Annotated in this window: 21 protein-coding genes; 11 read left to right on the forward strand and 10 right to left on the reverse strand. The window is 71.1% G+C overall.

The window, feature by feature from the left end:
• Window positions 1-18: 18 nt before the first annotated feature.
• Window positions 19-1,545: a hypothetical protein gene (locus tag QQY66_RS07260; RefSeq protein ID WP_301978242.1), complete on the reverse strand. Its 1,527-nt coding sequence runs from the start codon at window positions 1,543-1,545 to the stop codon at window positions 19-21.
• A gap of 87 nt (window positions 1,546-1,632) precedes the next feature.
• Window positions 1,633-2,328 carry a GntR family transcriptional regulator gene (locus QQY66_RS07265; protein ID WP_301978243.1) on the reverse strand — a complete coding sequence of 232 codons (696 nt, stop codon included), beginning with the start codon at window positions 2,326-2,328 and terminating at the stop codon, window positions 1,633-1,635.
• Between the two features lie 176 nt (window positions 2,329-2,504).
• On the opposite strand from QQY66_RS07265, the gene QQY66_RS07270 reads away from it, so the two are divergent.
• From QQY66_RS07270 to QQY66_RS07290, 5 genes are all read left to right on the forward strand, one after another.
• Window positions 2,505-3,806: an MFS transporter gene (locus tag QQY66_RS07270; RefSeq protein ID WP_301978244.1), complete on the forward strand. Its 1,302-nt coding sequence runs from the start codon at window positions 2,505-2,507 to the stop codon at window positions 3,804-3,806.
• On the forward strand, window positions 3,803-4,624 hold the full coding sequence (locus tag QQY66_RS07275) for a putative hydro-lyase (protein WP_301978245.1): 822 nt from the start codon (window positions 3,803-3,805) through the stop codon (window positions 4,622-4,624). Before QQY66_RS07270 ends, QQY66_RS07275 begins: the two co-directional genes overlap by 4 nt.
• 76 nt (window positions 4,625-4,700) lie before the next feature.
• Window positions 4,701-5,459: a LamB/YcsF family protein gene (locus tag QQY66_RS07280; protein ID WP_301978246.1), complete on the forward strand. Its 759-nt coding sequence runs from the start codon at window positions 4,701-4,703 to the stop codon at window positions 5,457-5,459.
• Window positions 5,456-6,073: a 5-oxoprolinase subunit PxpB gene (pxpB, locus tag QQY66_RS07285; RefSeq protein WP_301978247.1), complete on the forward strand. Its 618-nt coding sequence runs from the start codon at window positions 5,456-5,458 to the stop codon at window positions 6,071-6,073. The genes QQY66_RS07280 and pxpB overlap by 4 nt, the downstream gene beginning before the upstream one ends.
• Window positions 6,070-6,939 carry a biotin-dependent carboxyltransferase family protein gene (locus QQY66_RS07290; RefSeq protein ID WP_301978248.1) on the forward strand — a complete coding sequence of 290 codons (870 nt, stop codon included), beginning with the start codon at window positions 6,070-6,072 and terminating at the stop codon, window positions 6,937-6,939. The genes pxpB and QQY66_RS07290 overlap by 4 nt, the downstream gene beginning before the upstream one ends.
• Window positions 6,940-7,064: 125 nt before the next feature.
• Here QQY66_RS07290 and QQY66_RS07295 read toward each other — a convergent pair whose 3' ends face one another.
• From QQY66_RS07295 to QQY66_RS07315, 5 genes are all read right to left on the reverse strand, one after another.
• Window positions 7,065-7,925 carry an SGNH/GDSL hydrolase family protein gene (locus tag QQY66_RS07295; protein WP_301978249.1) on the reverse strand — a complete coding sequence of 287 codons (861 nt, stop codon included), beginning with the start codon at window positions 7,923-7,925 and terminating at the stop codon, window positions 7,065-7,067.
• Window positions 7,922-9,088, reverse strand: coding sequence for a glycosyltransferase (locus QQY66_RS07300; protein WP_301978250.1), 1,167 nt, complete (start codon window positions 9,086-9,088; stop codon window positions 7,922-7,924). Before QQY66_RS07300 ends, QQY66_RS07295 begins: the two co-directional genes overlap by 4 nt.
• Window positions 9,085-10,215 (reverse strand): glycosyltransferase family 1 protein, encoded by a 1,131-nt coding sequence (locus QQY66_RS07305; RefSeq protein WP_301978251.1) that lies wholly within the window; start codon window positions 10,213-10,215, stop codon window positions 9,085-9,087. Before QQY66_RS07305 ends, QQY66_RS07300 begins: the two co-directional genes overlap by 4 nt.
• 139 nt (window positions 10,216-10,354) lie before the next feature.
• Window positions 10,355-11,773 carry a HEAT repeat domain-containing protein gene (locus tag QQY66_RS07310; RefSeq protein ID WP_301978252.1) on the reverse strand — a complete coding sequence of 473 codons (1,419 nt, stop codon included), beginning with the start codon at window positions 11,771-11,773 and terminating at the stop codon, window positions 10,355-10,357.
• Window positions 11,774-12,095: 322 nt separating this feature from the next.
• A complete protein-coding gene (locus tag QQY66_RS07315; protein WP_301978254.1) occupies window positions 12,096-12,488 on the reverse strand; it encodes an ankyrin repeat domain-containing protein in 393 nt (130 codons plus the stop codon).
• 256 nt (window positions 12,489-12,744) lie between these two features.
• Between QQY66_RS07315 and QQY66_RS07320 the strand changes: the two genes are divergently transcribed.
• Both QQY66_RS07320 and QQY66_RS07325 read left to right on the forward strand, forming a co-directional pair.
• On the forward strand, window positions 12,745-12,939 hold the full coding sequence (locus QQY66_RS07320; RefSeq protein WP_015661880.1) for a hypothetical protein: 195 nt from the start codon (window positions 12,745-12,747) through the stop codon (window positions 12,937-12,939).
• Window positions 12,940-12,982: 43 nt separating this feature from the next.
• Window positions 12,983-14,587: a hypothetical protein gene (locus QQY66_RS07325; protein ID WP_301978256.1), complete on the forward strand. Its 1,605-nt coding sequence runs from the start codon at window positions 12,983-12,985 to the stop codon at window positions 14,585-14,587.
• 81 nt (window positions 14,588-14,668) lie between these two features.
• On the opposite strand, the gene QQY66_RS07330 is transcribed toward QQY66_RS07325, so the two are convergent.
• Window positions 14,669-16,177 (reverse strand): PLP-dependent aminotransferase family protein, encoded by a 1,509-nt coding sequence (locus tag QQY66_RS07330; RefSeq protein ID WP_301978257.1) that lies wholly within the window; start codon window positions 16,175-16,177, stop codon window positions 14,669-14,671.
• 101 nt (window positions 16,178-16,278) lie between these two features.
• On the opposite strand from QQY66_RS07330, the gene QQY66_RS07335 reads away from it, so the two are divergent.
• From QQY66_RS07335 to QQY66_RS07350, 4 genes are all read left to right on the forward strand, one after another.
• Window positions 16,279-16,932, forward strand: coding sequence for a YitT family protein (locus QQY66_RS07335; protein WP_301978259.1), 654 nt, complete (start codon window positions 16,279-16,281; stop codon window positions 16,930-16,932).
• On the forward strand, window positions 16,929-17,696 hold the full coding sequence (locus QQY66_RS07340; RefSeq protein WP_301978261.1) for a glycerophosphodiester phosphodiesterase: 768 nt from the start codon (window positions 16,929-16,931) through the stop codon (window positions 17,694-17,696). The genes QQY66_RS07335 and QQY66_RS07340 overlap by 4 nt, the downstream gene beginning before the upstream one ends.
• Window positions 17,697-17,738: 42 nt before the next feature.
• Entirely contained in the window at window positions 17,739-19,085 is a 1,347-nt protein-coding gene (locus QQY66_RS07345) for an MFS transporter (protein WP_301978263.1), read from the forward strand.
• 267 nt (window positions 19,086-19,352) lie between these two features.
• The gene (locus QQY66_RS07350) at window positions 19,353-19,727 is read left to right on the forward strand and encodes an RNA polymerase-binding protein RbpA (protein ID WP_030677841.1); all 375 of its coding nucleotides are present in this window, start codon (window positions 19,353-19,355) and stop codon (window positions 19,725-19,727) included.
• Window positions 19,728-19,830: 103 nt separating this feature from the next.
• On the opposite strand, the gene fxsA is transcribed toward QQY66_RS07350, so the two are convergent.
• Window positions 19,831-20,409, reverse strand: a complete 579-nt coding sequence (fxsA, locus tag QQY66_RS07355) for an FxsA family membrane protein (protein WP_301978264.1) — start codon at window positions 20,407-20,409, stop codon at window positions 19,831-19,833.
• A 72-nt stretch (window positions 20,410-20,481) separates the two neighbouring features.
• Window positions 20,482-21,282, reverse strand: a complete 801-nt coding sequence (locus QQY66_RS07360; protein ID WP_301978265.1) for a polyprenol monophosphomannose synthase — start codon at window positions 21,280-21,282, stop codon at window positions 20,482-20,484.
• Window positions 21,283-21,388 lie beyond the last annotated feature (106 nt).

A 21,388-nucleotide genomic window follows, 5' to 3' on the forward strand; every position in this document is an offset into this window, starting at 1 on the left:
CGTCCACCGGCAGAGACCTCACGCAGCCTCACTCCGATCCGCCGCCATCCCCACCGCATCCAACAAAGCCGTCCCGACAATCAAATCCGCCCCACCGAACTCCGGATCATCAAGCTCAGCCCCGTCATCCACGGCGAACAGCAACTTCTCCTCCCCCTGCCGATACGCCGTACCAACAGGCGGACTGGCCGCATGAACAGCCAACAGGGCCACCAGATAAGGCAACGCAGGATCCAGCCGACGCGCGTCGACAAGCAGCCCCGACAACCGCCGAGGCGCATCCGCAGGCAGATCAAGCAGCTCCATGGCGGCAGCCAGTTGCTCCTCACTGAACCGACTGTCATCCGGCGTGGCAATGAGATCCGGCTCAGGCATCTCCGCACCGAGATGCTCCCGCTCCACCGGCGGAGTCAGCAGTATGTCCACAAGGTCCCCCACCCGAACGGAAACCGGAGTACGCAACCCCGTCCCGCGAGCGAAGAACGCATCCGTGACCCGAACCGCCCGCTCCAGCTCCAACGGCAGCACCGGCGCGACAAGATGCCCGTACAGATCGATCCCCGACGACGCCATCGGCGTGGCGAACGCCTGCCGGTCCTGCTCCGCCCGGAACAGCGGCCCGGCCTCCAGCAGTCGCGACTGCAACTGCGTATGCCGTCGAATGCAGTCCTTCACGATGTCGACCAGCTCGGCCGCACGCCGCTTTTGTTCGGGGTCCTCGGACTCGTCCCGCGCCTTGCGGATGTTCGTGAGGATCGCGTTCTCGTGCCGATAGCGGTCGGCGACATGCTCAAGGGCCTCGGCGATCATGTCGGGTACGGCGCTGAGCCAGTCGACGGCCCGCACATTGCGCCGGGTGGCATCCAGCGCCCGCCGCAGCGTCTCGGAGTACTGCACGGTCCGATACCGGGCCTGCTCGGCGGCGAGCTGCGCATCCGCGAGCCGCCCTCGGCTGATCAGCACCTCGAGCTTGACCTCGGCGGCGATCTGGGCGCTGGTGACGTCGGTGTCGAGGGCGCCCACCAGCACATTGACGGCTTCGTCCGTCGTACGGAGATAGACGCTGCCGCCGGGCCCCGGCACCTCCTCGATCAGCTTGAAGTCGTAGTCCCGCCGGACATACGTACCGTCCGGCGCGAAGGTCCCGTAAACTGCGCGAAAGCCGCGATCGACGCTGCCGACGTTGATCAGGTTCTCCAGCACCCACCGGGCCACCCGCTCATGCTCGACGACGGGCCGCTGCGGGGCCTGCGCGGCGATACGCGGGATGAGCCGGGCGACGATCTGGTCGTGGTCGGCGCCGGTGTCGAAGTCCATGTTCAGCGTGACGAGGTCGATGGCTGAGAGGGCGACCTCGGCCATGCCGTACACCGAGTACTCGCCCGCGAGGTTGGCCTTGCGGGCGTCCAGGTCGTGCAGCGGCGCGGTGCAGGCGAGCGCGCGCAGCCGCCGCGCCAGTCCCTCGTCGGCGGCCGGGCCCAGAGCTGGGCGCGGCCCCGCGGTGAACTGGGGCGGAACACGGTCCGTCGATGCAGGCGAAGTCACGGTGCACAGACTAAGTCCTCGGTCTGACAACGCCCCAAACGACTCAGATGCGCCCCGGCGTCACGGTTGTCACACCCCCAGGACCTGCTAGCCGTCCTCGCCCACCCGCCGCCGATACACCTCGACCACCCGCTCCAGCGAGTCGTCGAGATAGACCGCGAGCAGCTTCTCGGCCTCGACCGGCTCGCCTGCCTGCAGCGCCTGGAGGATCTGCACATTGCGCGCCAGGTACGGCTCGTGCAGCCGCCTCGGGTCGTCCACGACATGGAACGCCAGCCGCAGCTCGGCGAAGACGCTCCGCATCAGCTCGTCGGTGCGCTCGCTGCCGGCGAGCGAGACCAGCTCCCGGTGGAAGTGGATGTTGGCCGTACCCAGCCCTTTCCAGTCACCTTCGCGCACCGCCCGCTGCCCCTCGGCGACGGCCTCCGCGAGCCCGTCCAGCGCGTACGGCGGTTCGCCGAGCCCTCGGACGACGGCGCACTCGACCAGGCCGCGGGTGCGGTAGATGTCCTCGACGTCCTCGACGGTCAGCACCCGGACGAAGACGCCCCGGTTCAGCTCGTGGACGAGCAGCCGTTCATGGGTGAGCAGCCGGAACGCCTCACGCAGCGTGTTGCGGGAGACGCCGAGCGCGCCGCCGATGCTGTCTTCCGACAGCCGCGTCCCGGGCGGGAAATAGCCCTCGGCGATCCGGCTCCTGAGGATGTCCGAGACCCGTTCGGCGGTGCTGGTGCGCCCGAGGAGGGCGCGGTCGTCGGCCAGTCCCGACAGTTGCTCTGCCATGCCCGGAATTCAACCGCAGACACAAGAACGAAACAACATGGGTATTGAGGGATCGTTGAACGATCCTCTACGTTGCTACGAACGGCGCCGCCGTCCCGCTCACGACGGCGCCGACGGCTTCCGCACGGCCCGGCTCGGTCCTCACGCACCCTCCGTCCTCCCTCTGCGAGGTGCCCATGAGCACGACCCCTCCACCGCAGGCCCTGACCAGCGACGCACACCCGGCCACAGATGAACGCACCGCCGACGACGGCGCGTTGGGCTGGCTGCGCGCCCTGGGTCCGCGCGGCCGCCGCGCCTTCGCCGGCGCGTTCGGCGGCTATGCCCTCGACTCCTACGACTACTTCACGCTGCCGCTGAGCATGGTCGCGCTGGCCGCGTACTTCGGCCTGAACAGCGGCCAGACCGGCCTGTTCACCACCGTGACGCTGCTGGCGTCCGGTATCGGCGGCGCCCTCGCGGGGGTGATGGCCGACCGGTTCGGCCGGGTCAGGGCGCTGATGATCACGGTGATCACCTACGCGGTCTTCACCGTCGCCTGCGGTTTCGCCCCCAACTTCGAGTCCCTGCTGGTCTTCCGCGCCCTCCAGGGCCTCGGCTTCGGCGGCGAGTGGGCGGTCGGCGCGATCCTGGTCGCCGAGTACGCGAGCGCCAAGCACCGGGGCCGCACGCTCGGCGCGATCCAGAGCTCCTGGGCGGTCGGCTGGGCGCTGGCCGCGATCATGTACACGCTGGTGTTCTCGGTCCTGGACGACGATCTGGCCTGGCGCGTGATGTTCTGGACCGGAGCGCTGCCCGCGCTGCTCGTCGTCTGGATGAGGCGCCGGGTGCAGGACGCTCCCGAGGCGATAGCGGTACGCCGGAAGAGCGCGGGCAAGGGTTCCTTCAAGGCGATCTTCAAACCCGGTCTGCTGCGCACCACGATCTTCGCGATGCTGCTGTCCACCGGGGTCCAGGGCGGCTACTACACGCTGGCCACCTGGGTGCCGACGTACCTGAAGACCGATCGCGGCCTGTCGGTCGTCAACACCGGCGGCTATCTGACGTTCCTGATCTCCGGCGCCTTCCTCGGCTATCTGACCGGCGGTTACCTCACCGACCGGCTCGGCCGCCGGCGCAACATCTGGCTCTTCGCGCTGCTGTCCGCGGTCTGCATCGTGGCGTACGGGAACATCCCGAGCGGCGCCAACACCCTGCTCCTGGTGCTCGGTTTCCCGCTCGGGTTCTGTATGTCGGCGATCTTCAGCGGCTTCGGTTCCTTCCTGAGCGAGCTGTACCCGACCGCGGTGCGCGGCGCGGGACAGGGCTTCACCTACAACGCCGGTCGCGCCGTGGGCGCCGTCTTCCCCACGACCGTCGGCTTCCTGGCCGACAGCTGGGGTGTGGGCGGAGCGCTGGTCTTCGGGGCGATCGGCTACGGGGTGGCCGCGCTGGCGCTGCTCGGGCTGCCGGAGACGCGCGGGAAGGAGCTGGAGTGAACCGCACGGAAGACCGCCCCTTGGCCCTCGTCGACGGGCACGCGCACGCGTGGAGCCCGAACAACGCCCGCACCCGTTTCCGCGCGGGTCTGACAGGTCCCACCGCCGGGGTCGCCGCAGGCCACACGCAGGCCAATCTGATCGCGGTGCCCGCGGACTGGGCGTACGACCTGGTGGTGTTCTGCCAGCGCAATCCCAAGCCGTGTCCGGTGCTCGACATCACGGATGCCGGTTCCTTCACGACGGTCCTCGCGGACGGCGCCGACCTGCGCACCGATCTGCCGCGCTACCGGGTGTGGGAGAACGGCGAGTTGGTGGACGAGCCGACGGATGTGCGCGGGCACTGGCGAGACGATCTGGTGTCGGTCCTGATCGGGTGCAGCTTCACCTTCGAGTGGGCGCTGGCCGAGGCGGGGGTCCCGATCCGCCACCTCGAACAGGGCCGCAACGTCCCGATGTACATGACCGGCCGTCAGTGCCGTCCGGCGGGGCGGCTGCACGGCCCGCTGGTGGTGTCCATGCGCCCGGTGCCACCGGAACACCTGGCGGCGGCGATCCGGGAGAGCAGTCTGCTCCCTGCGGTGCACGGCAGCCCCGTGCACTGCGGCGATCCGTCGGGTCTCGGCATCGACGACCTCGGCCGTCCCGACTTCGGCGATCCGGTGGACATCGCCCCGGACGACATCCCGGTGTTCTGGGCCTGCGGAGTGACTCCGCAGGCCGCGGTGATGGCGTCGCGACCGCCGTTCGCCATCACCCACGCACCGGGGCAGATGTTCCTCACCGACGCCCGCGACGAGCAGTTCCGCGTGGCGTGAGCAGTGGCGAGAGCAGTGGCAAGAGCAGTGGCCTGAGCACTGGCATGAACAGCGGCATGAACACCAGAGGGGACCGATGACCGCGATCGATCTGAACGCCGACCTCGGCGAGGGCTTCGGCCGTTGGCGGCTCACCGACGACGAGCAGTTGCTGTCCGTCGTCACCAGCGCCAACGTGGCCTGCGGCTTCCACGCCGGGGACGCGGTCACCATGCGGCGCGTGTGCGAGCTGGCGGCCGAGCGCGGGGTACGGATCGGGGCACAGGTCGCCTACCGGGATCTGGCGGGGTTCGGGCGGCGCGCGATGGACGTGCCGCCCGCCGAGCTGGCGGCCGAAGTGGCGTACCAGATCGGCGCCCTGGAGGTGTTCGCGCGCGCGGCGGGCACGCGTGTGTCGTACGTCAAGCCACACGGCGCGCTCTACAACCGCGTCGTCCACGACGCGGAGCAGGCCGGCGCGGTCGTCGACGGCGTGGTCCTCGCGGACGCCTCGCTGCCCGTGCTCGGGCTGCCGGGCTCCCGGCTGCTGGAGCTTGCCGGTAAGGCCGGACTCCCGGCGGTCACAGAGGCGTTCGCGGACCGCGCGTACACCGAGAAGGGCACGCTCGTCCCGCGCGGGCAGGACGGCGCCGTGGTCACCGACCCGGACACCGTCGTGGAACGCTCGGTGGGGCTGGCCCGCTTCGGCGTCGTCACGTCCCACTCCGGGGCGCGGATCGAAGTACGGGCCCAGTCCTTGTGCCTGCACGGCGACACCCCCGGCGCGGTGGAGCTGACCCGCCGGGTCCGGGAGAGACTCCAGGAGTCGGGTGTCCGGGTGGAGGCCTTCGTATGAGGGTGCTGCCTGTCGGTGACGGCGCCCTGCTCGTCGAGGTCGCTTCCGGGGACGAGGCACAGGCCCTGCACGCGGAGCTGCTGCGGCGCCGCGCGGAGGGCTCTCTCTCCGTGGGCGAGATCGTCCCCGCGGCCCGTACGGTCCTCCTCGACGGCCTCGCCGACCCGACCCGGCTGGCCGCCGAGCTGACCGCCACCGAAGTGCCGCCCGCTCCCCCACGCGCGCGTGACGTGATCGAGCTCCCGGTGCGCTACGACGGTCCGGACCTGGCCGACGTGGCGGCGCACTGGGGTGTGCCCGAGCGGGAGGTGGCCCGTATCCACGCGGAGACCGAATTCCGCGTCGCCTTCTGCGGTTTCGCGCCCGGCTTCGGCTACCTGTCCGGTCTGCCGGAGCGCTACGACGTCCCACGCCGGGCCACGCCACGCACTGCCGTCCCGGCCGGTGCGGTGGGACTCGCGGGCCCCTACACCGGCGTCTACCCGCGCTCGTCGCCCGGTGGCTGGCAGCTGATCGGCACGACGGACGCCGTGCTGTGGGACCACGCGCGCGTGCCGGCCGCGCTGCTGTCACCGGGCACGCCCGTCCGTTTCGTGCCGGTGGGGCACTCATGACGGACCGTGCGCTCGTCGTCGTACGGTCCGGTGCCCTGACCACCGTCCAGGACCGCGGGCGTCCCGGGCACGCCCACCTCGGCGTGCCCCGCTCCGGCGCCCTGGACGGGCCCGCGGCGGCCCTCGTCAACCGCCTCGTCGGCAATCCCCCCGAGGCCGCCGTCCTGGAAACCACGCTCAACGGCTGCGCCGTACGGCCTCGTTCGACGGTCACCGCGGCGGTCGGGGGCGCTCCCTGCCCCGTCAGGGTGGACGGCCGCCCGGTCGCCTGGGGCACACCGGTACGCATTCCGGCAGGGTCGGTGCTGGACATCGGCTCCGCCGTTTCCGGCGTACGCAGCTACCTCGCCGTCGCCGGCGGAATCGCCGTCGACCCCGTGCTCGGCAGCCGCTCCACCGACCTGCTCTCCGGCCTCGGCCCACCACCACTCACGGACGGCACGGTGCTGCCCCTGGGACAGCCCCTCACGCCCCACGCGCGCGTGGACGCGGCCCCGCACCCGGCTCCCCCTGCCGAACTGATCCTGCACGTCACCCTCGGCCCACGCGACGACTGGTTCACCCAGGACGCGATCCGCGCCTTCACCGCACGGCCGTACCGCGTGTCCGCCTCCAGCAACCGCATCGGCCTACGCACCGAAGGCCCCGCCCTGGAGCGAGCCCTCCCCGGCGAACTCCCCAGCGAGGGGATGGTGCTGGGCGCGGTCCAAGTACCCCCAGACGGCCGCCCAGTGATCTTCCTGGCCGACCACCCGACCACCGGGGGCTACCCAGTGATAGCGGTAGTCCGCACCCCCGACCTCCCACCCGCCGCCCAGGCAGCCCCCGGAACTCCGGTCCGCTTCGTACCCGTACGCCGCCAATGACCCCTGCGTGTCACCGTCGGGGCCTTACAAACGCCGGCTGCGAATCGCGCCCCATTAGGGGCGCGGGGAACTGCGCGACCAGCCACAACGAACCCGCAGCTCCGAACGGCGCCCACCCGCCCCGGCTACGCCGCATCAGGCTCCGGCCGCTGCTCCAGCTCCATCGACAGCGCCGCCAACGCAGCGGACACCGCGTGCGCCGCCCGCAGATCGAGCTTCGCACTCGTCCCGCGCGCACGGTGCCGCATCTCGTCGGCGGCCAGCGTCAACAGGTTGGGCAACAGATCGGTGCACCGCCGGATCACCCAAGCCGTGCCCGCCGTGGCCAGCCACAGCAGGCTCGCCGACTTGGTCGGCGGTGCGAACTCCGGCACGGGCGAGGGCGCGAACCCCTTCGCGACACCCCTCTCGGCCAGCAGCCCGTGGAACCGCAGCGCCAGTTCCCGGTGCCCCCGCTCGCTGGGGTGCAGCCGGTCCGCGCTCCAGATCGCGCGGTCCTGGGCCCACTCCTCCTCGGCGGCGTGCAGATGCACCGCCCCGTAGCGCTCGGACAGCGCGTGGACCACCGTGTTGACCGCGCGCTGCCTCCGAGCCAGCGGGCGGGCCAGTGATCCCGGCAGCCTCAGCATCGAACCGGGGTCGGGCAGACAGGCGGTGAGGACGATCGTGCCCTGGGCGGCGAAGGCCGCGTACACCTTGTCGAGCCGTTCGGCCACGGCGTGGATGTCGAAGGTGTAGCGCAGCGTGTCGTTGACGCCGATGACGACGGACGCCACGTCGGGCCGCAGGTCCAGCGCGGCGGGCAGCTGACGTTCCAGCACATCACGCGTCTGCGCCCCGCTCACGGCGAGGTTGGTGAACTGCGCGGGCTCCACACTGAGCCCGTCGGCGAGCAGCGCGGCCCAGCCGCGCCAGACCTTCCCGACGGGATCGCCCACCCCTTCGGTGAGCGAATCCCCGAGGGAGACGAAACGCAGCGGTCTCATTTCACACGCTCCGGCACGACCCGGTGCACCTGTCCTGTCACCACCGCGTCGTGCGCGGCGAGGAACGATTCGACCGCCGCGCCCCATCCGAAACACTCGGCACGCGCGCGTGCGGCCTCCCGGCGGTCCGCCTCGGACCGCTCGAGCAGCATGTCCACGGCGTCCGCGAAGGCCGCTCCGCGGTCCGCGGCGGTGGCCCCGGCGGAGCCGATCACCTCCGGCAGCGCCGACGAGGCGCTCGCCACCACGGGAGTGCCGCAGGCCATCGCCTCCAGCGCGGCGAGTCCGAACGTCTCGGCGGGCCCGGGCGCCAGGCACACATCGGCGGACGCCTGGAGCGCACCCAGCGCGCCCTTGTCGTTGAGGTGTCCCAGGAAAGTGACCGGAAGCGAACGCTCCCGCGCCCGCTGCTCGAGACGCTCCCGCAAGGGACCGTCCCCGGCCACCACCAGCCGCACCCGGCGCCCGCGCCGGACCAGTTCGTCGACGGCGTCGATCGCGGTGCTGGGCCGCTTCTCCACCGACAGCCGGGAGCACATCACCAGCAGAATCTCGTCCACGCGCGCGTACTCCTCGCGCAGACCCGCATCCCGCAGTGCGGGGTGCCGTTCCATCACATCGACGCCCAGCGGGGCCCGTACGACATTGCGTGCCCCGATCCGCACGAACTCGCGCTCGGCGAACTCGGTGGTGCACACGACCCGCGAGTAGGTGTGCGCCGTACGGACGTTGAGGGCGTCGGCGGTCCGCCGGGACAGGTTCTCCGACAGGCCCCAGGTGCGCAGCACGCCGTCTGCGGTCTCGTGGGAGACCATCACGGCGGGGACCCGGGCGCGACGCGCCCACTTGCCGGTCCAGCGCAGGGTCGTACGGTCGGAGACCTCCAGGCGGTCGGGGCCCAGCTCCTCCAGGAGCTTGGCCACGCGCCGCTTGTCGATGAGCACGCGGTAGCCGCCGGTGCCGGGCAGCAGCGGCCCGGGCAGGGTGATCACCCGGCCCTGCTCGGTCTCCCGGTCGGAGTACCGCTCACCCGGCACGATCAGCACCGGCTCGTGCCCGGCCGCCTTGAACCCCTTGCCGAGCTCGCGCAGGGCCGTGCGCAGACCGCCTGAGGCGGGCGCGACGAAGTTCGCCAGCCGGACGATGCGCAGGGACTCGTTCACGCCGCCACCACCGTCTTGTTCCGTGTCTTCAGCACCTGGGCATAGTGCCCGATGAGCTGGTCTCCGACAGCCGCCCAGGTGCGGCCCTCGACCATGTCGCGTGCGGCGGTGCCGTACGCGGTGCGCAGCGCGGGGTCGGCGGCCAGCGTCTGCACCGCGTCCCGTACGGCGGTCGCGTCCCGCGGCGGCACCAGCAGCCCGGTGCGCTCGTGGGCGACCAGGTCCAGCGGACCGCCCGCGGCGGGCGCGATGACGGGCACACCGCTCGCCATGGCCTCCTGGACGGTCTGACAGAACGTCTCAAAGGGGCCGGTGTGTGCGAACACGTCGAAGGAGGCGAAGATCCGGGCCAGGTCGTCGCCGGTGCGGCGGCCGAGGAAGACCGCGCCCGGCAGGGCCTCGGCCAGGTTCGGCTGGCTGGGTCCGTCGCCCACGATCACGACGCGGACGCCGGGCAGCTTGCAGGCACCGGCGAGCAGCTCGATGCGCTTCTCGGGGGCGAGCCGCCCGACGTAGCCGACGATCACCTCGCCGTTCGGTGCGAGTTCCCGGCGCAGCGCCTCGTCCCGGAGGTCGGGGCGGAAGCGGACGGTGTCCACGCCGCGGGGCCACAGCTTCACCCGGGGCACGCTGTGCGCCTCCAGGTCGCGCAGGGACACGCTGGACGGCGCGAGGGTGAGGTCGGCGGCGGAGTGGACGGAGCGGATACGACGCCAGGCCGCGGCCTCGCCGGCGCCGACGTAGGTGCGGGCGTAGCCGGCCAGGTCGGTCTGGTAGATGGCCACGGCGGGGATGCCGAGCCGGGCGGCGGCGGCCATGCCGCGAACGCCGAGGATGAAGGGGCTGGCCAGGTGGACGATGTCCGCGCGGTGCTCGATGAGCGCGGCGGCGAGGCGTCGGCTGGGGAGAGCGACGCGCACCTGGGGGTAGCCGGGGAGCGGTAGGGAGGGGACGTGGACAACGGGGCACGGCGCGAGGCCGGCCGCCTTGTTCCCGGGAGCGGGAGCGGGAGCGACGACGAGAGGAGCGTGACCGCGATCGACGAGGTGTCGGGCGGTCTGGAGCGCGCAGTGGGCCACGCCGTTCACGTCGGGGGGAAAGGATTCGGTCACGATGACGACACGCATACGGGTGTTGTCGCCGTGCTGGACGTGGCCGCGTCAACGTGGATCTTTCCCAGCGGCGAACGACTCGTGAGCGTTCCGCTGTCCACCCAAGCAGGCCGGATCCCGTCCATACGACCCTGACCCGCGAGTCATCTCGTGTTCACACAGCGGGCGCGTCGGGGCCGATCCGGCTGCGCACGGCTGTCTGGACCTCGGCCTCCTCGGCCGGGTCCGCGGCGAGCCTGCGCAGTTGCTCCACGACCCGGGCATCGCCGGTCTCGGCGTGCCGGGCGGCGATCTCGCGGGTGGCTTCCTCGCAGTCCCAGAGGCATTCGACGGCGAACCCGGCAGGGAAGGAGGGATCAGTGGCGGCGAGGGCCCAGGCGGCCCGGCCGCGTAGATGGGATGACGCCGTCTCACGGTAGATATGCCGCAATACGGGCGCGGCACTGGCGATTTCAAGCCGCCCGGCGCCGTCCACCAGAGTCCACAGAGTCGGTGCGTCGGGCCCTTCGCCCCGTACGGCCTCCCGCAGCGCCCCCAGAACCAGGTCGCGGTCCCCGGCGCCGCCACGACAGGCGAGCACCCGTCCGGCGGCGGCACCCAGGACGTCGGGCCGCCGGGCCCAGCCTCGGGCCCGGTCGACGGCGGCAATACTGCGCATACGTTCGAACGTGCCGACGGCGGCCTCCACGACGGCCGTCGAGCCCGTGGCCACGGCGCCCTCGATCAGGTCGAGGGCATCCGGATCGTTGCTGTCGGCGAGATAGCGCAGCGCGGTGCAGCGGGCGCCCTCGGTGCCGTCCTTGGCGGCGGCGACGATGTCCGGCCGATCCTCGGGGCCGGCCACGGCGGTGAGACAGCGGGCGGCCGGAACATGGAGCGCCACTCCGCGTTCCACGCCCTGCTGGGCCCACTCGAAGACGGCCTGCACGCTCCACCCGGGACGCGGACCGGTCGGGCTCATCTGACGCTGCCAGCGGTCGAAACAGCCGGCTTCCTGGGCGGCGCGCACGCGCGTGGCGATGGATTCGCGCGGATCCTCGGCCCACAGGCGCCATGGCCGTGGCTCGAAGGCGTCACGCACGGTGGCGGCCAGCTCGGCCTCGCCCTCGGCATCGGCCGGGAAGCGCGCCAGGACGGGGGCCGCGAGGGCACGCAGTCCGGCGTCGTCGTCCCGCAGGGCGAGCTCGTCCAGCGCCCAGGCCCAGTTGGAGCCCGCGGCGGCATACCTGCGCAGCAGTTCCAGGGCGTCCCGCCTGCCGTACGAGGCGAGGTGGCCAAGGACAGCCAGGGTGAGCCCGGTGCGTGACTCCTCGGTGTCGAGCGCGTCCTCGACGTCGAAGAGGTGGGCCTCGATCTCGTCCAGTTCGCCGTTCAGGTCGAGGTAGAGACGGGCGTAGTACAGCGAGCGGTTCTCCACCTGCCAGTCGTGGCGTGGGTCGTGCAGCACGCAGTGGTTCAGCGCCGCGAGCGCTTCGGCGCGCGGGGCGGTGAGCGCGTGCAGTGTGCCGTCGCCGCGGCCCCTCTGGAGCAGGCCGAGCAGCGTACCGCTGGGCGCTATGACCGGATCGAACATGGGAAACAGCCTCACATCAAGCGTCGACGCAACCGGGATCTTGCTCTACCTGGCCGCGTGACAACACGTCGGGGCGCCCGCCGTTTCCTGCTTGCTGTAAGCCATCTTCCTCTGCCTCTCGTTGGTGGCCCGTGCGGACCGCTCACGGCCCGCGCGGTGCGGCAACATCTGCCCAGCCATCGCGTCCGTGAATCACGACGTCATGATGACTCGGCAGTTCTGCCTGCCGCGACCGAAATTTCGGGCGGCCCCGTACCGCCTCCCCCGTTGTTCGCTTCCTGCCTGCTTCGGATTTCTGTTTTGCCTGGTCAGGGCGGTCGGATCAGTGTGCGCCGAACAACTCCAGCAGTTCGGCCTTGCCGAACATCCGGGCCGTGTCGATGGCCGACGGAGTACCCGCGGCCGGGTCGGCGCCACCCTCCAGGAGGGCTCGGATCACTTCTTCCTCGCCCTTGAAGACAGCCCCGGCGAGGGGCGTCTGCCCCCGGTCGTTGATCCGGTCGGCCTCGGCACCCCGGGCCAGCAGCGCCCGTACCGCGTCCGCGTGCCCGTGATAGGCGGCGAGCATCACCAGGGAGTCGCCGCGGTCGTTGGTGAGGTTGGCCGGTACACCCGCGTCGACGTAGGCCACGAGCGCCTCGGTCCGCCCCTGCCGGGCAAGATCGAAGATCTTGGTCGCCAGCTCCACGACCTCGGGGTCGGGGGCTTCAGTCATCGGCCGGACCGCCTCTCACTAGTACGGGTGAATCGCCAGCGTACTGGCTTCCCGGGCACATGACCGGGTGCGCGCGGGGCAATGATCATCGCAGGACCGCACTGCGCGAACCGACCTGCCCGAACCGCCGATGAACACTACGCCGGGTGGGGGAAATCTGCCGAATTTCACCCAGTTGCACCTTTAATAGTATGGATACATCCTGTGAGCCTGGAAGTACTCATGGTGACTGTCCCCGCGAACCAGGAGAACTCACATGATCCTGTCCATCTCAGGCGTGGTCCTGCTCGGCATCATCGTCTTCCTCTTCTTCAAGAAGGACGGACTCAAGGCCTCCCACGCCCTGGTGGCCGCACTCTTCGGCTTCTACCTGGCGAGTACGGCCATCGCCCCGAGCATCAAGGCCGGCGGCGAGAGCCTGGCGAGCCTCCTCGGCGGAATCAAGTTCTGACGCCGCCCTCCCGCCCGTACGCACGCATCTTCAGGAGACCGCAGTGGCCCGCCGCCCCCTCCCCCGCATTCTGAGCAACGGCAGCGCACAGCTCGCCCGGAGCCGGGAGCTGGCCCGGACGGCGGCCGACAGCGCCACCGATGTCCTCCACCCGCTGATCACGATCACCCGCGGTCTGCGCCGGCTGGCAGCGGCCGGACGGCGCAAGTGGGCCGACACCGCCAAGGACCGGCGCGGACCGCTGCTGTTCCTGGTGGCCTCGGTGATCCTGGTCGTGGCGCTCCTTCCGTACGGCCCACTGCTGGCCGTCATCACCGTGATGGCGGCGGCGGCCTGGCAGGGCCGGGACCGCACCGGGCCGGCCCCGGACGGCCCCGACGAGTCGCAGGCCAAACGCCTCCAGGCGCTGTACGAGGCCCTGGTCCCGTACTTCTCGACCGTCGAGGACCCCGCGCCTCTTTACGCGCACGGCGGCGCGTGGGAGAAGGCCTTTCCGACCTACGGCTTCGACGACACCGGCCGCGTCACGCACCTGGTGATCCGCTACCCGGCGTACTTCACGGACGGCGAGGCCGAGGCCCGGGCCCGTATCGAGTATCTGATCACCGCCAAGTCCGGCCGCGGCCGCGAGTACCACTTCACCTGGGACGAGGAGGGCAACCTGCTCACCGTCACGGTCCTCGCCCCGCTTCCGACCGACATCGCCGCCCAGCGTTTCGTCACGTCCCCCGGCGAGACGGTCCTCGGCTTCACCGACCCCATCCAGGTCCAGCGCACGCTCCCCCTCACCTTCGGTGAGGAACAGCGCGATGTCCCACCGGTCGTCTGGCGCACCGGCGTCCGCTCGACCGAGCCGCACCTGCTGGCCATGGGGCAGCCGGGCAGCGGCACCTCGACCCTGCTGCGCTCCATCGCCCTCCAAGCCCTCCAGTACGGCGACGTACTGATCGTCGAGGGCGGCGGCACCGGCGAGTACGCCTGCCTCACGGGCCGGGACGGTGTGCTGGCCGTGGAGTGCGCCTTGGCCGGGGCTCTGGCCAGCCTGGAGTGGGCCTCCGCCGAGACGGAGCGCCGCCTGATCGCGGTCAATCGCGCGCGCCAGGCGGGCCATCCGCCACCGGACGACACCAAACGCCCCCTGTGGATCCTCCTGGACCGCCCGAGCGCCTTCACCCACGTCGCCGCCGCGGACGGCCGCAAGGACCCGCAGTCCCTGCTCCAGGTCCCGCTCCGCCACGGTCGCGCGGCGAACGTCACCGTGGTCGTGGCCGACCAGTTCGACAGCCTGGACACCTTGAGCGATCCGGTACAGCAGCACACCCGCGCGCGGGTCGTCCTGGGCCCGGCCACGGCCGACCAACTGAAGACGGTCCTCGGCACACCCCCGCACACCACCCCCGTCACCCACGTCCCGCCCGGCCGCGGCTACGCCCGCCTCGGCACAGGCCAAGTCCACCGCCTCCAGGTCCCCGCCACCCCCGACCCCTACGACGACACCGCGACAGAGGCCCACCGCCAGGCGGTCCTGGCCCTCCTCCCCCCGAAAACAACACCGGCAGACGCGGAACCGGAACAGCTGACGGAAGAGCCGGAAGAGTCGGAACCGAAGCAGCTCACCGAAAAGGCAGCCGCAGTGGAACCCGCGTAGCCGGGACGTCGAGCTGCCAAGCCGCGCCCCGCAAGCGCCGGACTGCGCGACCCACCCCACGGCGCCCACCCCCACGCACAGTCACGCCACAAACGTACGAGGCGTCTCAGTCCCCCCGGCTCCCCCAGCCCCACCGCTCTCCACCAACCGAGCCGCAGCAGCCAGCCGCGCCGCGGCCTCCTCCGCCACCGCGCCCCCCACAGTGAACGGCAACCGCACATACCCCTCGAAGGCCCCGTCCACCCCGAAGCGAGGCCCGGACGGCACCCGTACCCCCACCCGCTCCCCCGCCTCCGCAAGCCGCGACCCGGACAGCCCCCCGGTCCGCACCCACAGCGTCAGCCCACCTCGCGGCACCTCGAACTCCCACTCCGGCAGCCGCCCCCGCACCGCAGCCACCAGCGCCTCCCGGTTGTCCCGCGCCTGACCCCGCCGCACCTCCACCGCCTTCTCCCAACCCCCGGTGCTGAACAGCCAGTTCACGGCCAACTGCTCCAGGACAGGCGTCCCCAGATCCGCATACGCACGCGCGGCGACCAGGCTGCGGATCACATCGGGAGCCGCCCGCACCCACCCGATCCGCATCCCGGCCCAGAAGGCCTTGCTCGCGGACCCCACGGTGACGACGGTCGACCCGGCGGGGTCGAAGGCACACACGAGCCGCGGCATCTCGACCTCGTCGTCCAGCCACAGCTCGCTCATCGTCTCGTCGGCGATCAGCACGGTCCCCGCCGACCGCGCCGCATCGACCAACTGCCGCCGCTGGTTCTCATCCGCCAGCGCACCGGTCGGATTGTGGAAGTCGGCGACGACATACGCGATCCGCGGCGCCGCCTCCCGCAGCACCTGCCGCCACCGGTCCATGTCCCACCCGGCAAGCCCCTCGGCCATGGCGACGGGCACGAGCCGAGCACCCGCCTCCCGCATCAGCTGCAGGATGTTGGCGTACGAAGGCGACTCCACCGCGATCCGCTCGCCCCGCCCGCCGAAAAGGTGGCAGATGGCGTCGATGGCACCCATCGCACCCGTCGTCACCATGATCTGCTCGGGCATGGTCGGAATCCCACGCGAGGTGTACCGCTCGGCGATCATCGCGCGCAGCGCCGGCAGCCCCGCCGGATAGTCGCCATGCGTGTGCGCGTACGGCGGCAACTCCTCCAGCGCCCCCTGCACCGCCCGCGTCAGCCACGGCTCGGGCGCGGGCAGCGCCGCACAGCCGAGGTCGATCATCGAGCCGAGCGCCTCGGGCGGCAGGGGCTCCAGACCGCGCGCAGGCAGCGGATTGCCGGCCGGTACGGCGGTCCAACTGCCCGCTCCACGCCGGGACTCCAGGAATCCCTCGGCACGCAGCGCCTCGTAGGCCGCGGCGACGGTCGTACGACTGACGGAGAGGGAGAGGGCCAGCTCGCGTTCGGCGGGCAGTCGCGCGGCCACCGGGACGCGGCCTTCGAGCACGAGCAGCCGGATGCCGTCGGCGAGCGCGCGGTAGGCGGGCGGACGGCGCGTGCCCGGGCCCGCCGGGCGGTCCTGCTGGGAGCCGAGCAGCCGGGCGAGCTGAGCCGCCCCCACCGCCGATGTCCACTGCGCCATGGAAATCAGTCCACCTTCCCCGAATTGGCCATGGATCATGTTTCTCCTCAAGCCACAGGGTGTCATGCACCAGGCCACAACCACCACCAGGGGGGAACGTCTTGTCCGCGAAGGGCCAATTGACGCGCCGACTGATCCAGCTGTACGCCGGTCTCGCGCTCTACGGAGCGAGTTCGGCCCTCCTCGTGGAGGCGGGCCTGGGGCTTGAGCCGTGGAACGTGCTGCACCAGGGCCTGGCCGAGCTGACGGGCCTGACGATCGGCGTGGTGTCGATCGTGGTCGGCGCGGCTGTCCTGCTCCTGTGGATCCCGCTGCGCCAGCGTCCCGGGCTCGGCACCGTCTCCAACGTCTTCGTCGTCGGCATCGCCATGGACGGCACCCTCGCCCTGCTGCCCGCCGCCCATTCCCTGGCCGTACGCATCCCTCTCCTGCTCGCCGGAATCCTGCTCAACGGCGTGGCCACCGGCCTCTACATCGCCGCGCGCTTCGGTCCGGGCCCCCGGGACGGGCTGATGACCGGGCTGCATCAGCGCACCGGCCGCTCGATCCGGCTGATGCGGACGACCGTCGAGGTGGCGGTGGTCGTGACGGGCTTCGCCCTCGGCGGCACGATCGGCGTCGGCACCCTCCTGTACGCGGTCTCGATCGGCCCGCTGGCCCAGCTCTTCCTGCGCGTGTTCGCCGTCCCGTCGGCACCGGGCCGCAGCACCGTCGTTGCCGAAGGGCAACCCCATGGGGCGATACTTCGTCCGTGAGCACGCGGATACGCCACCCCTATCTCGACCACCCCGGCCCGATCGCCTTCGCCCACCGCGGCGGCGACGCGGACGGCCTGGAGAACACCGCGCTGCAGTTCCGGCGCGCGGTGGAGATGGGCTACCGGTACCTCGAGACCGACGTCCACGCCACGTCGGACGGAAAGCTCGTCGCCTTCCACGACGCGACCCTGGACCGGGTGACCGACGGGGCGGGCCGGATCGCCGACCTGCCGTGGAAGGACGTGGCGCACGCGCGCGTGGCGGGCAAGGAGCCGGTGCCCCTCTTCGAGGACCTGCTCGAGGAGTTCCCCGACGTCCGCTGGAACGTCGACATGAAGGCCGAGCCCGCCCTCCACCCGCTCCTCGAGCTGATCGAGCGCACGAACACCTGGGACCGGATCTGCGTCGGCTCCTTCTCCGAGGCGCGCGTGGTGCGTGCCCAGCGGCTGGCCGGGCCGCGCCTGGCGACGTCGTACGGCACCCGCGGCGTCCTGAACCTGCGGCTGCGCTCCTGGGGCGTCCCGGCGGCGCTGCGCCGCTCGGCGGTCGCCGCGCAGGTGCCCGAGGCCCAGTCCGGCATCCAGGTGGTGGACCACCGCTTCATCCGCACCGCCCACGCGCGCGGGCTGCAGGTGCATGTGTGGACGATCAACGAGGCCGATGACATGCACCGGCTCCTCGACCTGGGAGTCGATGGCATCATGACCGATCACATCGACACATTGCGCAAGGTCATGGAGGACCGGGGCCTCTGGATGTGAGCCCCGGCAGGCGCTGGCCTTCTCGGGGAAGCGAGGGCACGGGTGGGCACCGGCACCGTGCGGACGGAAGCGGCCGACGAGGCCACGGGGCGGCGGCTTGAGCAGCGCGGCTGGTATTTCTACGACTGGGCGTGCTCCGTCTATTCGACGAGCGTGCTCACCGTGTTCCTGGGCCCCTATCTGACCTCGGTCGCGAAAGAGGCCGCGGACGGGGACGGATTCGTGCATCCCCTGGGGATCCCGGTCCGCGCGGGGTCCTTCTTCGCGTACTCGGTGTCCCTGTCGGTGATCGCGGCCGTGCTGGTGATGCCCCTGGTGGGCGCCGCCGCCGACCGCACCGGCCGCAAGAAGCCGCTCCTCGCGGCCGCCGCCTATGTGGGGGCCACGGCGACGACGGCGATGTTCTTCCTCGACGGGGACCGCTATCTGCTCGGCGGCATCCTGCTGATCGTCGCCAACGCCGCCCAGTCCGTGGCGATGATGCTCTACAACTCCTACCTGCCGCAGATCGCCCCGCCCGAGGAACGCGACGCGGTCTCCTCCCGGGGCTGGGCGTTCGGTTATGCGGCGGGCGCGCTGGTCCTCGTACTGAATCTGGTGCTCTATCTCGCCCACGACACCTTCGGTGTCTCGGAGGGCACCGCCGTCCGCATCTGTCTCGCCTCGGCCGGCCTGTGGTGGGGCGCCTTCACCCTCATCCCGCTACGACGGCTGCGCGACCGCCGATCCACGGCGAAGGATGCGACCGCCCCCGGATTCCGGCAGTTGGCGGCCACCGTCCGCGACATGCGCCGCCATCCGCTGACGCTGGCGTTCCTGCTGGCCTATCTCGTCTACAACGACGGCATCCAGACGGTGATCTCCCAGGCCTCCGTGTACGGCTCCGAGGAGCTGGGGCTCGGGCAGTCGACGCTGATCGGGGCGGTGCTCATGGTCCAGGTGCTGGCGGTCGTGGGCGCCCTCGCGCTGGGGCGGCTGGCCCGGGCGTACGGCGCCAAGCGCACGATCCTCGGCTCACTGATCGCCTGGACGGTGACACTGGGCGCGGGCTACTTCCTGCCGGCGGGCGCTCCGGTCTGGTTCTTCGTGCTCGCCGCCGGGATCGGGCTCGTCCTCGGCGGCAGCCAGGCACTGTCCCGCTCCCTGTTCTCGCATCTGGTCCCGCCCGGAAAAGAGGCCGAGTACTTCTCGGCGTACGAACTCAGCGACCGGGGCATGAGCTGGCTGGGCCCTCTTCTGTTCGGTCTCACCTACCAGCTGACCGGAAGTTATCGGGACGCGATCATCTCTCTAGTGGCCTTCTTCATCCTGGGGTTTGCCCTGCTCGCACGGGTTCCGGTGCGGCGGGCGATCGCCGACGCGGGCAACCCCGTTCCGGACAGGATTTAGCACTCAAGGCGAAAGGGCGGTAGTGTACGCGTTTGGCCTGCCAGGCGTACCGTTACTGCGCGTCAAAGATGCCGAAACGCTGGGTGACATCTGCTAGCAGATGTGACAAACCGGGCGCTGGTGGGTACAACAAGGGGCGGCTACGACGGCGACGCATGACCCGGAACGGGACACGGAACGGGAATCTTTACCGCCGACCGGACGTTGACCGGATGACGACGACAGCGACACCTGTCCTGTGGGCGACAAGCCCGGGAGGCACGATTCATGAGTGAGCGAGCTCTTCGCGGCACGCGCCTCGTGGTGACCAGCTACGAGACGGACCGCGGCATCGACCTGGCCCCGCGCCAGGCCGTGGAGTACGCATGCGAGAAGGGGCACCGGTTCGAGATGCCCTTCTCGGTCGAGGCGGAGATCCCGCCGGAGTGGGAGTGCAAGGTCTGCGGGGCCCAGGCACTCCTCGTTGACGGCGACGGCCCTGAGGAAAAGAAGGCCAAGCCCGCGCGTACACATTGGGACATGCTGATGGAGCGGCGCACCCGCGAGGAACTCGAAGAGGTCCTCGCGGAGCGTCTGGCAGTTCTGCGGTCCGGTGCGATGAACATCGCGGTACATCCGCGCGACAGCCGCAAGTCCGCGTGATTTCTGCGGGGCTTGGGCAGTAAGCAACGCACGCACACAACCGCGGGCGCCGTACGTGAGGTTGACGTACGGCGCCCGCGGTTTTGGTGTGCCCGGGCGGGCCTCAGCCCGTGAGCGGCGGGCGCGGACCCTGCGGGGCGTCCCCCGGCTCGTCCCGGATGACCTCACCCTGCACGACCTTGCCGTCGGGGCGGTGCATGCGCACCTGTTGAAAGGCATCGCCCAGGGTGCCGGAGCCGGCCTCGCGCAGGGTGCGCTCGAAGGTGCGCTGCGCATACCGGCCGATGGCCTTCTGGGCCGGCGGGACCAGCAGGAGCAGGCCCACCGCGTCCGAGACCAGGCCGGGGATCATCAGCAGCAGACCGCCGAGCATCATCAGCCCGTTGCCCTCGCTGTTGCCCGACGGGGCCGGGGGCGTCGTCGCGCCGCTCTGCTGCTGTTGCAGCGTCTCGGTGAGGTTCCGGAAGGCACGGCGGCCGGCCCGCTTGATGACCACCGCGCCGAGCACGAACCCGGCGAGCAGCAGCAGGAACACCGTGAACCCGCTGGAGGCGCCCGCGACCACGGTCAGCAGCCAGATCTCCAGCACCAGCCAGGCGGCGATGGACAGCGGCAGGAAGGTGCGCAGCCGGGAGCGCCGGGGCCGTGCGGGGTGGGTGGGAATCGGAGCGCCAGTCGTCATGCGTCCAGTGTGCCTGGGTCCGGCTCAGTACGGGATAAGAGGCAGATCAATGGTGCCTGTGAGGCCGTAGGGCTACGACTGTGACGGCTTGCCCCGGCCGAAGGCCTTGCCGACCCGCTCCCCCACGCCCCATGTGGTGACCCGCCACAGCGCCTCCACGAGGATGTCCCGGCTCATCTTGGAGTCGCCGTACTCGCGCTCCACGAAGGTGATGGGGACCTCGACGACGTGGTACCCGGCCTTGATCGCGCGGCGGGCCAGGTCGACCTGGAAGCAGTAACCCTGGGAGGCGACCTCGTCGAGGCCGAGGCCCTCCAGGGTCTCGCGGCGGAAGGCGCGGTAGCCGCCGGTGACGTCACGGATGGGGACGTCGAGCAGCACGCGCGAGTAGAGGCTGCCGCCGCGGGAGATGAACTCACGGGACTTGGGCCAGTTCACCACCCGGCCGCCGGGCACCCAGCGGGAGCCGAGCACCAGATCGGCTCCCTTGAGCGCGGTGAGCAGCCGGGGCAGTTCCTCGGGCTGGTGGGAGCCGTCGGCGTCCATCTCGATCAGTACGCCGAAGCCGTGCTCCATGCCCCAGCGGAACCCCGCGAGGTAGGCGGCGCCGAGGCCTTCCTTGCCCTGGCGGTGCAGGACATGGACCTGGTCGTCCTCGACGGCCAGCTCATCGGCGAACTTGCCCGTGCCGTCGGGGCTGTTGTCGTCGGCGACGAGCACGTGAGCCTTGGGGACGGCCTTGCGCACCCTCCCGACGATCGCCTTGATGTTCTCCGCCTCGTTGTAGGTCGGGATGATCACCAAGGCCGTGCCGAGCGGCCCGAACTGCCTCCCCTGGCTCTGTGCCGCGAGGGTCCCGTCGCCGTCGTTCACTACTGCCCCTTCGTGTCCGTGCGCAGGTGTCCACCATAGTGGGCGCTGCCTGCGGGGACGCGTCAGAAGGGTCGTACACCAGTGTCGATTCGGCAAGAGCCGGGTA

Origin of the sequence: Streptomyces sp. DG2A-72 (genome assembly GCF_030499575.1) — a bacterium.
GTDB lineage: Bacteria > Actinomycetota > Actinomycetes > Streptomycetales > Streptomycetaceae > Streptomyces.

Bases quoted from the DNA above. Each gene is read 5' to 3' on its own strand.
- QQY66_RS07265 (WP_301978243.1), bottom strand. From the start codon at position 2,328: ATGGCAGAGCAACTGTCGGGACTGGCCGACGACCGCGCCCTCCTCGGG.
- QQY66_RS07270 (WP_301978244.1), top strand. From the start codon at position 2,505: ATGAGCACGACCCCTCCACCGCAGGCCCTGACCAGCGACGCACACCCG.
- QQY66_RS07280 (WP_301978246.1), top strand. From the start codon at position 4,701: ATGACCGCGATCGATCTGAACGCCGACCTCGGCGAGGGCTTCGGCCGT.
- pxpB (WP_301978247.1), top strand. From the start codon at position 5,456: ATGAGGGTGCTGCCTGTCGGTGACGGCGCCCTGCTCGTCGAGGTCGCT.
- QQY66_RS07290 (WP_301978248.1), top strand. From the start codon at position 6,070: ATGACGGACCGTGCGCTCGTCGTCGTACGGTCCGGTGCCCTGACCACC.
- QQY66_RS07295 (WP_301978249.1), bottom strand. From the start codon at position 7,925: ATGAGACCGCTGCGTTTCGTCTCCCTCGGGGATTCGCTCACCGAAGGG.
- QQY66_RS07305 (WP_301978251.1), bottom strand. From the start codon at position 10,215: ATGCGTGTCGTCATCGTGACCGAATCCTTTCCCCCCGACGTGAACGGC.
- QQY66_RS07310 (WP_301978252.1), bottom strand. From the start codon at position 11,773: ATGTTCGATCCGGTCATAGCGCCCAGCGGTACGCTGCTCGGCCTGCTC.
- QQY66_RS07315 (WP_301978254.1), bottom strand. From the start codon at position 12,488: ATGACTGAAGCCCCCGACCCCGAGGTCGTGGAGCTGGCGACCAAGATC.
- QQY66_RS07320 (WP_015661880.1), top strand. From the start codon at position 12,745: ATGATCCTGTCCATCTCAGGCGTGGTCCTGCTCGGCATCATCGTCTTC.
- QQY66_RS07330 (WP_301978257.1), bottom strand. From the start codon at position 16,177: ATGGCGCAGTGGACATCGGCGGTGGGGGCGGCTCAGCTCGCCCGGCTG.
- QQY66_RS07350 (WP_030677841.1), top strand. From the start codon at position 19,353: ATGAGTGAGCGAGCTCTTCGCGGCACGCGCCTCGTGGTGACCAGCTAC.
- fxsA (WP_301978264.1), bottom strand. From the start codon at position 20,409: ATGACGACTGGCGCTCCGATTCCCACCCACCCCGCACGGCCCCGGCGC.